The organism is Candidatus Caldatribacterium saccharofermentans, assembly GCF_050267035.1.
In the GTDB taxonomy this organism is placed as follows: Bacteria; Atribacterota; Atribacteria; order Atribacterales; family Caldatribacteriaceae; genus Caldatribacterium; species Caldatribacterium saccharofermentans.
This window is the reverse complement of the sequence record NZ_CP187957.1, coordinates 1532937-1548489: the sequence shown is the minus strand read 5'-3', so window position 1 is coordinate 1548489 and position 15553 is coordinate 1532937. Positions and strand designations below refer to the sequence as shown.

Annotated in this window: 19 protein-coding genes, 2 tRNA genes and 1 other annotated feature; all 21 genes read right to left on the bottom strand. The window is 55.6% G+C overall.

Annotation, left to right across the window (positions count from 1 at the left end; all coding sequences use genetic code 11):
* Positions 1-13: 13 nt before the first annotated feature.
* Complete coding sequence (locus ACPT9Q_RS07835; protein ID WP_427365501.1) at positions 14-1468, bottom strand: RtcB family protein; 1455 nt, start codon at positions 1466-1468, stop codon at positions 14-16.
* A gap of 15 nt (positions 1469-1483) precedes the next feature.
* Positions 1484-1906, bottom strand: coding sequence for an archease (locus tag ACPT9Q_RS07830; protein ID WP_017873594.1), 423 nt, complete (start codon positions 1904-1906; stop codon positions 1484-1486).
* Positions 1906-2856 carry an NAD(P)-dependent oxidoreductase gene (locus tag ACPT9Q_RS07825; RefSeq protein ID WP_017873593.1) on the bottom strand — a complete coding sequence of 317 codons (951 nt, stop codon included), beginning with the start codon at positions 2854-2856 and terminating at the stop codon, positions 1906-1908. The genes ACPT9Q_RS07830 and ACPT9Q_RS07825 overlap by 1 nt, the downstream gene beginning before the upstream one ends.
* A gap of 221 nt (positions 2857-3077) precedes the next feature.
* On the bottom strand, positions 3078-3671 hold the full coding sequence (locus ACPT9Q_RS07820) for a hypothetical protein (protein ID WP_017873591.1): 594 nt from the start codon (positions 3669-3671) through the stop codon (positions 3078-3080).
* Between the two features lie 33 nt (positions 3672-3704).
* Positions 3705-3913, bottom strand: a binding site (T-box leader).
* A gap of 41 nt (positions 3914-3954) precedes the next feature.
* Positions 3955-5094, bottom strand: a complete 1140-nt coding sequence (locus tag ACPT9Q_RS07815; protein ID WP_427365500.1) for a lysophospholipid acyltransferase family protein — start codon at positions 5092-5094, stop codon at positions 3955-3957.
* A 161-nt stretch (positions 5095-5255) separates the two neighbouring features.
* Positions 5256-5332 (bottom strand) — tRNA-Arg (locus tag ACPT9Q_RS07810).
* Positions 5333-5420: 88 nt separating this feature from the next.
* The gene (locus ACPT9Q_RS07805) at positions 5421-5708 is read right to left on the bottom strand and encodes an HU family DNA-binding protein (RefSeq protein WP_017873589.1); all 288 of its coding nucleotides are present in this window, start codon (positions 5706-5708) and stop codon (positions 5421-5423) included.
* Positions 5709-5741: 33 nt separating this feature from the next.
* Positions 5742-6002 (bottom strand): stage V sporulation protein S, encoded by a 261-nt coding sequence (locus ACPT9Q_RS07800; protein WP_026137334.1) that lies wholly within the window; start codon positions 6000-6002, stop codon positions 5742-5744.
* 139 nt (positions 6003-6141) lie between these two features.
* Positions 6142-6576 carry an NUDIX domain-containing protein gene (locus tag ACPT9Q_RS07795; RefSeq protein ID WP_017873587.1) on the bottom strand — a complete coding sequence of 145 codons (435 nt, stop codon included), beginning with the start codon at positions 6574-6576 and terminating at the stop codon, positions 6142-6144.
* 4 nt (positions 6577-6580) lie between these two features.
* Entirely contained in the window at positions 6581-7438 is an 858-nt protein-coding gene (locus ACPT9Q_RS07790) for a damage-control phosphatase ARMT1 family protein (RefSeq protein ID WP_427365499.1), read from the bottom strand.
* Entirely contained in the window at positions 7435-8118 is a 684-nt protein-coding gene (locus ACPT9Q_RS07785) for an NAD-binding protein (protein ID WP_017873585.1), read from the bottom strand. The genes ACPT9Q_RS07790 and ACPT9Q_RS07785 overlap by 4 nt, the downstream gene beginning before the upstream one ends.
* Entirely contained in the window at positions 8115-8540 is a 426-nt protein-coding gene (locus ACPT9Q_RS07780; RefSeq protein ID WP_026137333.1) for a thioesterase, FlK family, read from the bottom strand. Before ACPT9Q_RS07780 ends, ACPT9Q_RS07785 begins: the two co-directional genes overlap by 4 nt.
* Entirely contained in the window at positions 8482-10377 is a 1896-nt protein-coding gene (ftsH, locus tag ACPT9Q_RS07775; RefSeq protein ID WP_038305092.1) for an ATP-dependent zinc metalloprotease FtsH, read from the bottom strand. The genes ACPT9Q_RS07780 and ftsH overlap by 59 nt, the downstream gene beginning before the upstream one ends.
* Entirely contained in the window at positions 10374-10946 is a 573-nt protein-coding gene (gene hpt / locus ACPT9Q_RS07770) for a hypoxanthine phosphoribosyltransferase (RefSeq protein WP_017874015.1), read from the bottom strand. Before hpt ends, ftsH begins: the two co-directional genes overlap by 4 nt.
* 4 nt (positions 10947-10950) lie before the next feature.
* On the bottom strand, positions 10951-12318 hold the full coding sequence (gene tilS / locus ACPT9Q_RS07765) for a tRNA lysidine(34) synthetase TilS (RefSeq protein ID WP_427365498.1): 1368 nt from the start codon (positions 12316-12318) through the stop codon (positions 10951-10953).
* Positions 12319-12338: 20 nt separating this feature from the next.
* Positions 12339-12414, bottom strand: a tRNA-Met gene (locus ACPT9Q_RS07760).
* A 59-nt stretch (positions 12415-12473) separates the two neighbouring features.
* Complete coding sequence (locus ACPT9Q_RS07755) at positions 12474-12980, bottom strand: integrase core domain-containing protein (RefSeq protein WP_427365497.1); 507 nt, start codon at positions 12978-12980, stop codon at positions 12474-12476.
* Between the two features lie 36 nt (positions 12981-13016).
* Entirely contained in the window at positions 13017-13472 is a 456-nt protein-coding gene (locus tag ACPT9Q_RS07750; protein ID WP_427365496.1) for a helix-turn-helix domain-containing protein, read from the bottom strand.
* Between the two features lie 429 nt (positions 13473-13901).
* Positions 13902-14105, bottom strand: coding sequence for a hypothetical protein (locus ACPT9Q_RS07745; RefSeq protein ID WP_427366772.1), 204 nt, complete (start codon positions 14103-14105; stop codon positions 13902-13904).
* Positions 14077-14223: a LacI family DNA-binding transcriptional regulator gene (locus tag ACPT9Q_RS07740; protein ID WP_427365495.1), complete on the bottom strand. Its 147-nt coding sequence runs from the start codon at positions 14221-14223 to the stop codon at positions 14077-14079. The genes ACPT9Q_RS07745 and ACPT9Q_RS07740 overlap by 29 nt, the downstream gene beginning before the upstream one ends.
* Before the next feature lie 376 nt (positions 14224-14599).
* Positions 14600-15550, bottom strand: a complete 951-nt coding sequence (locus tag ACPT9Q_RS07735; protein WP_427365494.1) for an ABC transporter ATP-binding protein — start codon at positions 15548-15550, stop codon at positions 14600-14602.
* Between the last annotated feature and the right edge of the window lie 3 nt (positions 15551-15553).

The window sequence follows — 15553 nt, the reverse complement described above, 5'->3', positions numbered from 1 at the left end:
GTCACTCTCTCCTTCAACCCTTGATGACTCCCAGAGGTCGGGCGTAGGCCACCTTTTTCGAGATTCCTGCCCGCTCCACAACCTCAACGACTTCTCCCACGTCCTTGTAGGCCTCGGGAATTTCCTCCCTCAAAGTTGCCTTGCTCTCGGCCATAACCAGAATACCCTGCTTCTCGAGTTCTGCGGCGATGTCCCGGCCACGGGACGTCCGATCGGCTTCAGAGCGGCTCATCACCCGCCCGGCTCCGTGACAGGTGGACCCGAAGGTTTCCCTCATGGCGAGTTCCGTCCCCACCAGGATATACGACCCTGTACCCATATCCCCTGGGATGAGCACGGGCTGACCGACGCTTCGGAAACGCTCGGGGACTGCAGGGTGACCTGCGGCAAAAGCTCGGGTCGCCCCCTTGCGGTGCACACAGAGTTTCAGGCGTTTTCCGTCAACCTCGTGTTCTTCAATCTTGGCGATGTTGTGAGCAACGTCATACAGGACCTCCATCCCAAGGGCCCGGGCTGACTTCCCGAAAACCTCTTCGAAAGACTCGCGAATCCAGTGGGTGATGAGCTGGCGATTTGCCCAGGCAAAATTCGCCGCCGAGGCCATGGCCGCGAAGTACCCTCGTCCCTCCGGAGAGTCAAGTGGTGCACAGGCGAGCTGCCGGTCCGGAACCTTGATACTATAGCGGTTCATGGCGTTCTGCATCTTCTGGAGGTAGTCGGTACAGATCTGGTGACCAAACCCCCGGGAACCGGTGTGGACCATGATGATGACCTGTCCTTCAAAGAGCCCGAAAACTTCCGCAATGTCCGGGCGAAAGATTCGTTCCACCACCTCAATCTCCAGGAAGTGGTTCCCCGAACCCAGAGTTCCGAGCTGGTCCTTCCCCCGCTCAACAGCCTTGTCGCTCACCGCATCAGGGTCAGCTCCCTCCATGGCCCCACCTTCCTCGATGCGGTCCTTGTCCTCCGGCCAGCCAAACCCCCGGGAAATCACGTACTGCGCTCCCTGGGTCATGACCTTGCGGAGTTCTGCTGGTGAAAAGGAAAGCTTGCCCTCCGAACCCACACCGGAGGGAATGTTCCGGAAAAGAACCGAAAGGAGCTTTTCAAGGCGAGGGAGAACCTCGTCTTTTGTGAGGTTCGTCTTCACTACCCGAACCCCACAGTTGATGTCAAACCCCACACCCCCCGGGGAAATCACCCCTTCCCCGAAAAGGGTGGCCGCCACACCCCCAATAGGGAACCCATACCCCCAGTGGATATCGGGCATGGCCAGCGACTTCCCCACAATCCCCGGGAGAAAGGCGACGTTGGCCACCTGTTCCGGGGCCTGGTCCTTCCGGATGGCCTTAATCATCTTCTCGCTGGCGTAAATGACTCCTTCAACCTTCATGCCGTGTTTGTAGTCTTTGGGAATTCGCCAGCGCCAGTCGTCTATCTTCTGCAGTGGCCCACTCCACTCAGCCATATGCTCAACCTCCTTTCAGATATCGAAGTATACCTGTGCCCGGAAAAGCCCTGGCTCAACTTCCTCCACTTTCACCTCGTGGTACGTGCAGGCCTTCACCACCCGGAAAAGCTCGTGTCTCTCAAAGTCCAGGGGTTCTCCGGAAACCCGAGCCCTGAGGTAATACTGCCCGAGTTCCTGGATGTCAAAGGCCTTGAGAAGCACTTCCTCAGCTTCGAAAAGGTAGAGCAGCTCATTGAGCCAGGTCACAAGAAGGTCCTCGTAGTCGCTTCCCTCAACGGCAACTTCTGCCGTGAACCCCCCATCTACCTTTTCTAACGCCCCGATAAGAGAAAACATTCCCAGCGCGGCGTTCGCGAAAAGCTCCTCCAGGGACCTTCCCCAGGCTACAAGACCGATATCCGCAGTGTGGTCGAGGACTTCAAAGGGCTTTTCCATCAGTACCCGATTGGAACCCCCTCTCCCAGGCGAAACAGCGCCTTGAGTTTATTCACCAAAACCTCCGTGGCGTTGAGGAACGCTTCCTCGGTGCTTCCCCCAATATGGGGCGTGCAGATGACGTTCTCATGGGTGAGAAGCTCAAGGTCCTGAGGTGGCTCGGTTTCGTATACATCCAGAGCCACACCGGCAAGGTGTCCTTCCCGAAGCACCTGAAGGAGAGCCTTCTGGTCGATTACCTTCCCCCGCGAGGTGTTGATGAGGTACGCACCTTTTTTCATCTTCCGGAGCATCTCTTCAGAGAAAAGACCCGTGGTCTCACTATTTAAGACCACATGGAGCGAGACAATGTCGCTTCGCTCAAGGAGCTCCTCAAGCCGGAAGGCTCGTTTGACTCCCCGCCGGGTGAATTCTTCTTCCGGAACATACGGGTCGTAGGCGAGGACTTCCGCCCGCATGGCCTTCACGATTTCCGCTACCCTTCGGCCGATACTGCCAAAGCCCACAACCCCCCAGGTTTTCCCCTCGATGGTCTTCCCCGTGTACTGGCCCTTGGCCCACTTCCCCTCTTTCAGGAACGCACAGGTGAGGTACAGATGGCGCAGAAGGGCGATGGCCAGTCCCACAGTGAGTTCGGCAACACTTGAAGCCGAAGCTTCGGGAGTATTGATGACCTGAATGCCTCGAGCTTCGCAGGCCCTCTTGTCGATGTTATCCGTTCCCACTCCAGGACGGGCAACAACCTTGAGCCTTGGGGCATTTTCGATGATGCGGGCAGTCACCTGGGGTTTGGAACGGACGACAAAAACATCCTTATCCTGAATGGCTTGGAGAATTTCTTCCTCATCGTGTGAGGAGAGTACCTCCACCGGTCCAATTTCTTCAGAAAGCCGCTTGACCATGTCCTCCGGAACCCCATGGGCACAGAGAATACGAATGGTTTCAGCCACTCCAGTCCACCTCCACTCCCGCAAGAATGGTCGAAATATTCACCTTCTGGCCCTTGCCTCTCAGGACCTCTCCAAGGACAAAAAGCAGAGTCCCAGGGTTTCAGCAACCTTCAGGGCATCACCGTGTCGCACCCAGATGGTTCTGTCCTTTTTTTGCCACCTTCCCGCTCCATATGCCTTCTCGCTCAAGGGCCAGAAGGACCTCGTCCTCCACAACTCCTTCAGGGAACCTCAGACAAGTCACCGAAGGGAAAGCCGCCATGCCATGCACCATCAAAAAGGGGGCAGCGAGCTGAAGGCTTCGCCCTCCAGGTCTTTTCCCCCACAACAAGGAGTGAACGGTTCCTGGAAAGCAACGGACTCTCCACCACCGCCACATCCACAGCGCTTTCGTCCAGGGACAGGGGGAAAACCCCAAAGGACTCGCTCACATCAAGGGCGTACAGCACATCAAAAGACCTGCACACCCTTCCCAGAGCCTCAAGCTCAACAGCGAAAGGCTCCTCCCTCCCCACATGGGTGACGAACACCCCTTTGATGGAGCTTGCCTTCTCGGCCTCAAAGAGGAGATAAAGGTCCTCCACCTGTGGAGGCTTCCCTCCATATCCCTCAAGGCGGATGACCGAAAGCCCGAAGCCCTCGGCAACCCTGACCCAGTGTTCTCCCCTTTCCCCAGAGACCAGACACACCACCGTATCTCCCGGAGAAAAGCAGCTGACTACCATCGCCTCTCGTCCCCAGGCCACGGGGAAGGGACAGAGGAAAACCTCCTTTTCTGTCCCCAGAAGGTACTGGGGAACCTCGGGAACTTCCATTGTGTCTCTCCTCCAGAAAACAAAAGCTCTCGCCCAAGGGGCGAGAGCTCTCCCGCGGTGCCACCCTTCTTCGGTGGTTGCCCACCCTCAAAACGCTAACGCGCCTAAAGCGCGTTGGGCACTACTCCCGTTCGTACCCACAACTCCAGGGCGGATTCAGGGAAGAAGAGGACCGGCTTCCACCTTCCCCGGTTCTCTGCACCTCTTCAGACTCCCCTACTACTCCCCTTCATCGTCTTTCGACGCACCTTTTACAGAAACTATAGCACAAAGCGAGGAAAAGTCAACGGAGGGAAGGCGAGGAAAGGCACCGGACAACATCGCCTTTCCGCAACCGCACAAGACTCAGAAGCAAGAAAGCGTCTTTTTCCAAGTGGAAGCGTATGAGGTGCCTGCCAGAGGTGTACTCAAAAACCTTCTTCAGAAAGGTATTCTCACCGCGAATCTCAGAGAACGGGAAGAATTTCCCCCGGACAAGCAGTCCTTCCCGGTTCACCACAACCGGACCGAAGGAAAAACTCCGAAGTGCCCCTCCAGGGTAGGTTCGCTCCGTTACGAGGACCTTCGGGAACACGATTTCAGGGGTGTGTTCGCAAAAAGCACCAAGGAGACTTTCCTGGTTTGCGGTGAATTCCTCCTGGGTGAGCCCATCGATGAAGCCATACGCATCGATGGTCCACTTCCTGTGACAGGAAAGGCAGAGCACCTCGTTCCCCTTCCCGATGATGCTGCGGAACCTCCCACAGGCGGGGCAGAAAAACACCACCCGTTCAATGCCCTCAGCCCGTCTTTCCCCCTGAAAGGAAATCCGGTGACGCTTCTGCCACTCCCACTCAGAATGCCAGAAAGACGGGAGAGAGCCACAGGCGGTGAGGGTAAAGCGAATGAACACCGGACCCCTGCGAGAGTGGTCTGCCCAGAGGGGTTTGCGCATCCAGGCTCCCTGGATGTGGGCGAAAACCACCGGAACCTGGAGCCGGGCAAGGAGTTTCTCCGTTGCTGGAGTCACTCCCCGGTTCACCCCGTTCCAGGGAATTCCTCCTTCAGGGAAAAGCCCCACCACTCCTCCTCTCTCCAGCACCCGGAAGATACCCCGGACCGCGCGGCAGTCGGGCAGGGCTTTTCTTTTGGGAATGGCGCCCACGGCACGGATCAGAGGACCGAGAAAGGGGTGCTCGAAAATCAGCCGGTTGGCCACCCAGACAATCGGGTATGGAACAAGGGCGTCAATGAGAAAGGGGTCGAGAGCGCTGAGGTGGTTGGCAACAAGCAGGAAAGGCGGAGGGGGTAGCTCACCCTCTACCTCAAGGGGAAAACTGAGGAAATACGGTGCAAGTACGCGCTTCCCCAGGCGCCACAGCAAGGTCCCTCCGGGGAGATTGTGCCGTTCCCAAGCCGAACCCGTAGTACTCCCACCCTTCAAAACCCGGTGCCCCTGAAGCGACTCCAGGCTCTGGGGAAATTGTACCATGGACCATGCCCAAAAGCCACTTCATTCGTTCTTGAGAAAAACCCGGTGGCAACATCCCGCAGAGGGAGTACGATAAAGACAGAGAGGCGCTCTCGCCGAAAACCCCAAAAAACTGGTGCGCCCGGCGGGAATTGAACCCACAACCTTCGGCTCCGGAGGCCGACGCTCTATCCTGTTGAGCTACGGGCGCACCTCTACTCTCAAGAGTATACTCGGGAAACACCACAAACACAAGAGACCCCCACAGGGAAAAGAGCTTTCCCTGTGGAGGATTGCCGTCACTTCACGACTTCCTTCAGGAGCTTTCCTGGACGGAAGAAAGGTACTTTCGTTTCAGGGATATGGATCTCCTTCCCAGTCTGCGGGTTTCTCCCCCTGCGTCCTGCTCTCTTCTTCACCCCAAAGGTTCCAAACCCCACAAGCTGGACCTTCTCACCCTTCCGCAGAGCGTTCTGGATAACCTCAAGCATTGTATCCACGATGCGAGCAGTGTCCTTTTTGGTGATAGCCATACCCTCCTTTTTGAGCTCCTCCGCAAGAGTACCCACCAGTTCCTGCTTGTTCATCCTCCCCAAACCTCCTTTTCCTGAAAATGAATTTTAAGCCGGAAGTACGATGAAGCGTATCGCCGTTTTTTCCGAATCGTCAATTTTCACGTCCACGAAAGCCGGGATACAGACAAGGTCAATACCACTTGGAGCAAGGTACCCCCGAGCAATGGCAATAGCCTTCACTGCCTGGTTCACCGCACCTGCTCCCACTGCTTGCATTTCTGCCCGCCCATGCTCCCGAATGGCTCCCGTCAGCGCCCCGGCTAAAGCTGCCGGCCTGGTTCGGGACGAAATCTTCAAAAGTTCCACCCGGAAACCTCCTTGCACCTTCTGTGCAACTCCCACACAACCCCATGTCGTCCTCTTCAGGACGAAACAAGGCTTTTTCTCTTTTGCCAGTATTTTAGCGCACTGTCAAGGGTTTTGTCACGGTCGGGGAGAAAATTCGCTAAAAATTTGCTCTCTGAGCCTCAAGGTACTCCTGAGCCCTCTTCAGGATGCCCCGCTCATTCTCATAGTGGAGTAAGTCCAGCGCCTGAGCGAGGTCAACCCACCGAACCTCCTCGACCTCATCCTGTGGAGGGAGGGAACCCCGGGTCATCGCCTCCATGAGGTAGAAGGCGGCGTGTTCCTCAAAAAGCCGTCCGTTGCGCTCATAGGTGAAGGCAATTTCTCCAATCCTTGGGCCCAGGCGGGGAACACATCCCGTCTCTTCGGCAACCTCTCGCAGCGCTGCAGCTTCCTCACTTTCTCCTCCCTCAAGATGCCCCTTGGGAAGCGTCCAGAAGGGAGAACCTCGTTTACGGATAAGGAGCACTTCGAAGGAAGAGCCCTTTCTCTGCACCACCACTCCGCCACTTGAGCGAACGAGAACCTTCTCCATGGCCTCACCCGAGATTTCGCTTGAGAATCAGCGCACCCTGGGGAACACCAAACTCCCGCGCCACAGGAACACACTTTGCCTTGAGGAGGAAGTAGATATTCTCCCCCCGACCGCTCAGGGTTTCAAAGTTCCCCTGTCCTTTGGAGATAATGAGGTCGGCTCTCTTCCAGACCTCCTGAAGCTCAAGGGGTGCCCGCGAAAGGTCGATGCCTGTTTCGGCCTGGCCCGTGGTGAGCAAATGCACCAGCCCTTCAAGGCCGGCTTCACGAGCATCCTCAAGAAGGGCATCGTTTGAGATGGGACCTCCCTTGACGACGAAGAAAATCTCCTTCTCCCCCAGGTTCTGTATCTCCTCCACGAGAATCCGGTCAAAAACAATTTCCCCTGCGTTATCCCCAACGTATACAATGGTTCGTGCCCGGGAAAGGTCAGCAGCAAAAGCAGGGAAATCGTACCTCCCCCACTGGGCAGAGGTCACCTGGGTGAGAATGCCCTCCACATCCACCTCCCGGTACACTCCAAGGTCGATGATGTTCCCCGCAATGGCCACAAGAACTGCTCGTTCAAGGCGATTTTCCCCAGAGGCCACGAACTCTTTAAGCCTTCCATAAAGCTCAAGGGCCATGCGGTTGTAATGCCGCTTGAAACGGTAGTAAATGTCCTCGACCCCTGTGGCTTCCTTGGCAATCTGGTGCGCCAGAGTGGTCATGTACGCAGGTGTCCAGCAGGGATCCGCCTGGGCGTAAAGCGCACAGACCCTCTGGGAAACCTTCCAGAGAAGGTCGAAGGAAGCCCCAGCGATTTCCGCAGCTTCCTGGGCCTGACGGATGTTGCAGGTGAAGCACTCAAGCTGCGCCTTCATACCTCCACAACCTTTCCATTGCGGCTTTCCACCATTTCCTTAAAGAACTTCCGCAACTGCTGCTCATTCCCCAGAACGTAGATGATGTCCCCTTTGAGTAGCACCTCGTCGGCCGAGGGCGAAACTCGGTACTCGTTATCCCTCCTGATGGCCAGAACAGTGATACCGTAGCGATTCCGCAGCTGGGCCTTCCCCAGGGAGACTCCATGGAGGAGCGCAGGAAGCCTCACCTCCACAATGTTGTACCCCGGGAAGAGCTCCTCCGTCCGTATGGCGTTGGGGAAAGCCAGAGTTTTCGCCACTCTCAGGGCCATATCCCGCTCGGGGAAAATCACCCGATCCGCTCCGATTTTCTCCAGAATCTTCCCATGCATCTCGTTGATTGCCCGGGCGACAATGAAGGGAACCCCGAGTTCCTTCACCGCAAGGGTGGTGAGAACACTCGACTGGATGTCGTTCCCGATGCTCACGATGGCCACGTCGAAGTTCTTCACCCCCAGGGCCTCGAGCACCTTCTCATCGGTGGTATCAGCCTGGACCACCTCGGTGATTTTCCCCGCCATCTCTTTTACCGGGTCCTCTTCGATGTCCACTCCAAGAACCGTGAACCCCTGCTGGTACAGGGCGATGGCGATGCTGCTCCCAAAAATACCCAGTCCAAAAACGGCAAACTGTCTCATTGTTCCACCAGACCTCGCTTCTTCACGCTAGCCTTGGCCTCAAGGCGCTTCATGAACCATTCCCTGTTCACCACAAATCGTTCCAGGCGCCCTTCCCCTACTTTCTCGACCTCGTCAAAGGCCTCGGCTTCAAAAACGAGACGGTTCCGGTAAATCTCCACAAGGGTGGCCCGGGCAGTGACCTTCATGCCCTTTGGGGTTGCTGCGATATGGGAGATGCTGATTCTTGTTCCCACGCTGACGTACCCTTCGGGAAGGTGATGCTTAACCGCTTCGTGGGCAGCGTTGTCCATGAGCGACACAAGCATAGGGGTTGCGAAAGCGGGCACCATATCGGGGTCAAAGCGGTCTGCCGTGGTCTCCTCATTCACCACCATGCTGGCTACTCCGGTCAGACCAATACGCAGCGTGTTCGCTTTCATGGACCTTTTCTCCTCCTTTGGAAGGACTTTCGTCCTGGGGGATGTCCAGAATCCGCTCGATGTCTTCCCGCCCCAGGACCTCTTTTTCCACCAGCTCTTTCGCCAGCGCGTCGAGCTTCTCCCGGTACCGGACGATGATGTCCTTTGCCCGCTCGTACGCCTGATCAATAAGGGCCCGGACTTCCCTATCGATGGCATAGGCGATTTCCTCACTGTAGTTCCGGTCTTCGGCAATGTCACGTCCCAAGAAAACCTCCTTGTGCTTTCTGCCGAGGGTCAGAGGGCCAAGGAGCTCGCTCATGCCGTACTCACAGACCATCTCCCGGGCGATTTCCGTGGCTTTCTTGAGGTCGTCATGGGCACCGGTCGTCACATCCTTGAAAACCACTTCCTCCGCCACCCGTCCTCCGAGGAGAATGGAAAGGCGCGCCATGAGTTCCTGCTTGGTGAGGAGGTACCGGTCCTCCGCAGGGAGCTGCAACGTGTACCCCAGGGCGACACCCCCCCGGGGGATGATGGAAATCTTGTGGATTGGATCACTGTTTGGCAGGACCTTCGCCACAAGAGCATGCCCTGCTTCGTGGTACGCGATGATGCGTTTCTCTCGTTCGCTGATGATGATGTGTTTCCGTTCCGGTCCGGCAATGACCTTGTCGATAGCCTCCTCAAAATCCTCCATTTCGATGACATCCTTCCCCTTGCGGGCCGCAAGGATGGCCGCTTCGTTCACGAGATTAGCAAGATCTGCTCCAACAAAGCCAGGCGTGCGACGCGCCAGAACCTCAAGGTCGACGTCTTTCCCCAGGGGTTTCCCCCGAACGTGCACCCTGAGAATGGCCTCCCGTCCCCTGACATCCGGCTGGGGAACAGCAATGCGCCGGTCAAACCGCCCCGGGCGCAAAAGGGCAGGGTCAAGGATATCAGGACGGTTCGTAGCGGCGATGAGGATCACGCCCTGGTTGGGGTCAAAGCCGTCCATCTCCACGAGGAGCTGGTTGAGCGTTTGCTCTCGCTCGTCATGTCCCCCCCCAAGTCCTGCTCCCCGGTGCCGCCCCACAGCATCGAGCTCGTCGACAAAGACGATGCAGGGAGCGTTCCTCTTGGCGTTGGCGAAAAGGTCCCGAACCCGTGCCGCCCCAACTCCCACGAACATCTCCACAAAGTCCGAACCGCTGATGCTGAAGAAGGGTACCCCTGCCTCTCCGGCAATGGCTTTGGCAAGAAGGGTCTTCCCTGTGCCCGGAGGACCATAGAGCAGCACACCCCGGGGGATTCGGGCGCCGATTTTCTGGAACTTCCGGGGGTTTTTCAGAAAATCCACAACTTCCTTCAGCTCTTCTTTCACCTCGTCAATACCGGCAACGTCGTCAAAGGTGACCCTGACCTTCTCCGGGTCCACGAGCTTGGCCCGGCTTTTCACGAAAGAGGTCACTTTACTCCCCCCCTGAATCTGCTGCAGGAGGAAAATCCACACCACAATGAGTAAAATCGTGGGAAAGAGTGAGCTCAGAATCCTCGTCCACCAGGACGGTTCAACAGGGGGACGCGCCTCAATCTCAACGTTCTGATTCCGGAGAATCCGGATGAGCTCGGGGTCCTCGGGGGCATAAGTGGTGAAACGAGTCCCGTCAAGCATCTGCCCGCTGATACTCCGGTCAGCAATGACCACCCGGCGGACGGCTCCCCGCTGCACCGCGTCAAGGAACTGACTGTAGGTCAGTACCTGTGGAGGGGCCTCGCGCTGCATAAGCGAGGTGGCCAGGGAAATCACAATGATAAGGAAGAGAAGATAGAATCCTAAGTTCCGGTAAAATCTCCCACCAGGAATATTGTTCATCCGCACTGACCCTTTCCTTCCCTCTGGGCATCGTGATAGTAGTCGGGCTTCAGGACAAAGATAAAGGGATAGTTCCGGTACCGTTCCGCGTAGTCCAGACCATACCCCACGACGAAACAGTTGGGAATTTCAAATCCCAGGTAATCGATGGTTAGGTCCTGCACAAGTCTCCTCTCGGGCTTACTCAAAAGTGCACACACCTTAAGGCTTGCCGGGCCCCGGGTGGAGAGCACCTCCTTGAGGTGTCGCAGAGTCAGTCCTGTGTCCACGATGTCCTCAACGATAAGGACGTGTCGCCCGGTGATGGGTTTGTCCAGGTCTTTGAGAATTCGTACCACGCCGCTTGTTTCACACTCGTCTCCGTAACTTGATATCGACATAAAATCAACGCTCAGGGGAACCCGAATATTCCTGACAAGATCAGCCATGAAGATGAATGCTCCCCGAAGCACCCCGACAACCCTCAGTTCCTTCCCCGCATAGTCCCTGCTTATGGCCTCTCCGAGTTCTCGAACCCTCTGCCGAATTTCCTCTTCGGTGATGAGAACCCGTTCGATGAAGTCCTCCACCGTTTCACCCCTTACGCCGCCGCAGCTCCACATGGAGAATACTCTTGCTATTTTCCTGAACTCTCACCCGTTCGTCAAGGGCCAGGCCGGGAATCCAGAGTACCTTCTCCTGGTCACAGAGGAGAGGAAGAAGCCGCCTCCACTCACGAATAATCCCCCACTCTTCGAAAAGTTCCTTAAGCTTTCGCTCCTTCCCCCTCCATTGCATGCGGTCTCCCTCGCAGAAATTCCGGAGCACCAGAGGAAGAGCACATTGCTCGTAGTCCAGGGCCTCGCGCCAGACCGCACCATGAACCTCTCCAGAAAACGGGGTAAAACGACCCTCAAGGACAACCCCAAGGTCAGGAAAGGCGTGCACTCCAGGGAAATAGAGGGGAAAACTCCACGAGGGCATGTCGACAAGGGGGAGAGGGGAGGAAGAAGCCCAGAGATACCCTCCCTGCACGAAAACCCGAACCTTCCCCGGGAGGACGACCTCGCCTTTTCGCCTCTCCACAAGATGAAGGATGTCCTCAATCTGGCCCCGGGTAACATCCCAGAGGGTTCCGCGAACCTCCCGAAGGAACTGCCGCACAAGCCATGGCCGCTCTGGGGGGGGAACAAGGAGCACAGCGTCAAGGGGTATGCCTCCTCCCCCATGCACCTGGACAAGGGGGAGACTCTTTTCCTCCCGCAAAGCCAGAGCCTCCTGGGCGTTCAGGGAAAGCCGGGCCAGCGCCTCCACAGCGCGAGGGTTTATCTCCTCAAGCAAAGGAAAGACACAATGGCGAATCCGGTTGCGGAGGAAACGCAGGTCGAGGTTGGAACTGTCCTCAACGAAAGAGATACCCTCCCTCTCAAGGAACTCCCGGATCTCGCGGCGCCGTACCCCAAGGAGCGGCCGCACATAGACGCCTTCCTTTGGTCGCATGCCGCAAAGGCCCAGAAGGCCGGTACCCCGGACGATGTTCATGAAAACCGTCTCCGCCTGGTCATCAAGGGTATGCCCTAAAGCCACACAGGAAGCTCCGTGAGCCATCCGGCACGCTTCGAAAACCTCGTACCTGACGATTCGCGCCGCCTCCTCAAGGGAAAGCCGCTTCAGGCGGCAGAACGCCTCCACATCTCTTCGTTCCACGATAATGGGAAGCCCCCGCTCCTCTGCCCACCGCACACAGTGAGCCTCATCACGGTCAGACTCTTCTTTGCGAAGTCTGTGATTGAGGTGAAGGAGCAAAAGTTCGATGTTCAAGAGCGACCTGAGACGAGCCAGTATTTCGGCGAGGGCGGTGGAATCTGGTCCTCCAGAGAAGGCGACAAGCACGACATCACGGGGGGCGAAGAGGGAATGCTCCCTGATGAACTCGTAGACCTTTCGTTCCAGTGCCTGCACCGTGCAAAACCTGCACAATCTGGTGGCGGTGCAGGGATTCGAACCCCGGCGCTCCGGGTATGAGCCGGATGCTCTAACCAACTGAGCTACACCGCCACCCCTTTTACATTATACTGAAAAGCAGTAAAAAAACAAGAACCCTGTATAGGTCCACATCATGTGGGACACTCAACAAGTCCGGTGTCTCTCAGGTACTCCCAAGGACTCCTGTATCCCAAGCTCCAGTGTGGTCTTTTCCTATTGTACACCTCTTCCGTCCACCTTTTAAGGTGGAACCTCATGGTTGCAAGATCTACTTCATCCTCATAGTGCGCCCAGAACTCCTCCCGGAAGGTCCGGTTGAGCCGTTCCACCATCCCATTGAGCTTGGGAGACCTTGGAGGAAGGACGAAGAGCTTGATACCGTATTCCTTACAGGCCTTCTCAAACTCCCCATAGAATTCACTTCCTCCATCTACCTGAATAGCCCGCACTGGAAAGGGGCACTTCCTGAGGAGTTCCTCGAGGAACACCCTGGCGAGGTTGGCCGTGGCTTGAGAATGGAGGGAGGAATAGGCCCACCTGGAGATAAGATCTCCGGCGGTAAATTGCTTATACACCTTTCCAGGGAGGGGACGGATGTCCAGAGTATCGATGGCGATGAGGTCTCCTGGGGATACCACCTTGTAGTCTCTGGGTTTTCTCTGGGCATGGGGTCTTTAATTCCCCCGTGGGCTTTTTGTGGCAGAAACCCTCCTCGGTTTCTCTCCCTCTTTGAGGAGACCCCGGGTCTTGAGATACCTGAGGATCCTCCCCACGGTGGAGGAAGAAGCAGTGAAACCCTCTCTCCTGAGGAGGACGGTAAGCTTCCCTTTCCCCAGGAAGGGGAATTCCTCCCGGAGTCTTTGAATTCCCTCCACAAGCTCTGAGGTCCACTGAGGCTTCCGGACCTTTTTGGGTCTTCTGGACCTGCCTTCCGGGCTTTGGAGGTTTCTGGGGTTGAACTTTTTCTTCCACCGGTAGTATGTACTCCGAGCTATTCCGTACCTCCGGCAAGTGACGGCCACAGGGTGGGTTTTGGCAAAGTCGAGGATTTCAAGGCGAATCCTGGCTTTTTTTGAGAGTCCATGGATTCTAGCGAGCTTAGCAATGGAGCTTCCATGGGGGAAGCTCAAAAGGTGCAGGATCTCCAGAATATGCCGATAGACTTTTTGCTCCCTTTGTGCTACTCTTCATGTAGGTGCAGGGCCTCCCTTCTCTTAGGGTTTTCGACACCGAGTTAGGATACAGGGTCCTGCACCTTTTTGTCTACCCTACCTGTTGCAGATCTCTGTGAACCTATCCAGAACCCCCGACCACCATGCAGATACCTGCTTGTTCTCCCGCAACACCTTTTTGGCTTTCCAAGCCATAAGGGGTTCCGCACTTTCGCCAATTTTGCAACGAACCTCCGGGGATTCAGAGAGGAACCAGGGTTTGTTGCGGATTCAGGTTGACAGACCTGCACAATTGAGGGGATTACCACTCCCTTACGCTCTCCCATTCCGCAAAGCAAGAATAATCTTGCCGAACCTTCTGATCTACAAGTAAACGAGTTTCTGCTCTCAAAGAAGGTTTATTATTATATTATCCGCTGAACTAACAAGGAGACTATACCCGGCTTTCCCTAAAATCCTCTCAACAACCCTTCCAACCGCTCCGAAGGACTGGCTCGAAACATGGGGAAGCACATAGCCAACGACGTTATTTCCGCTTCTTCTCAGACCTCTTGCCAGACTATTAGGCCGGTATCCAAACTCTCCAACCATCCTTAAAACCCTTTTTCCGAGTCGTCTCGCCTACCCCGCGTCCTCCGTTAATAACCTTCGAAACAGTCCTTACCCGAAACCCCGCCCTTTTTGCAACCTCATTCAATGTAGGAAACATACTCTTCTTCCCCCTGAGGACAACCCCTTAACTGCCAACGTTGGCAAGCAAGAGCAGTATACAAAACCTGAGCCCCTCTATCTGTCAACCTCTCTTGTATATAGGCTCACACTATGTGGAAAAATCAACAAGCTCTCCAAGGTACTCCCAGAGCTTCTCTCCTCAAGCTCCAGTGTGGTCTTCTCTTACTGCACACCTCCTCCGTCCACTTTTCGAGGTGGAACCTCATGGTTTAGCTTCAAGGTCTCAAAACGTCGTCCTTATCGACTATGGCCTCAAACTGTCTACAGTTATCTTTGGTCGAACCACTATAGACAAGCCCCGACAATGCTCCCAGATACATGGGCATCTTGAACAGGGCGGTACCACGATTGGGCTAGGAGTACCTGTGGCATCGTACCATTGTACCATCGGAATAGACTTTCTCCTGTGGGGGTCTGTGCTTGCAGATTGCCAAAGCCTCAGGGCACCGACCCGCAAACTTGCAACCTTCAAGAAGGTATTCCTCCTGCTCTTCAAGGATTTGTACAGGCGCATCGTCTTTAGCTTCAGGGTCCGGTTTGGGCACAGAATGTAAGAGAATCCTTGTGTACGGATGCCTGGGTTGAACGAGGATTTCTGGAGTTCCCATTTCAACTATGTTTCCTCTGAGCATTATGGCTATACGATCACTTATATAGTAGGCAGTCGCAAGGTCATGGGTAATGTAGATAATGCTCACGCCAAGTGCATCTCGTAGCTTGCGAAAGAGGTTGACTATAGACATCCGCAGGGAGGCATCGACCATTGAGACAGGCTCGTCAGCGACAAGAAGCGAAGGATTCGTGAGAAGGGACCTTGCAATAGATGCTCTCTGGAGTTGCCCTCCCGAGAGTTCCCCAGGGTATTTTCCCTCAATTTCAGCAAAAGCAAGGCCTACCGCCTTTAATTTGTCTTCAATCAGCTCCTGAGCCTGTGCTCGGGTTTTTGCTAAACCATAGTTATAAACGGTTGCAAAAAAGTAGTTTTCAACCTTCTTGAGAGGGTTGAAGGTTTCAAAGGGATTCTGGAAAACCGCCTGGACTTCCTTGAACCAGGTCCTCCGGTTTCCAAGATACTGAAGGTTCTGGCCTCTGTACAGGACTTCTCCCCATGTAGGATACTCAAACCCCAGTATAATTCTCGCGGTTGTGGTTTTACCACAACCACTCTCACCTGCTATTGTGAAGATTTCCCCAGGTGCTATGCTAAAAGAAACCTTCTCCACGGCAACGATTTTAGCCCGTGCGACAAAGCTCCCAAGCGTGAAGATTTTCGTGAGGTTACGTACCTCGAGAAGCTTCTGCATGAG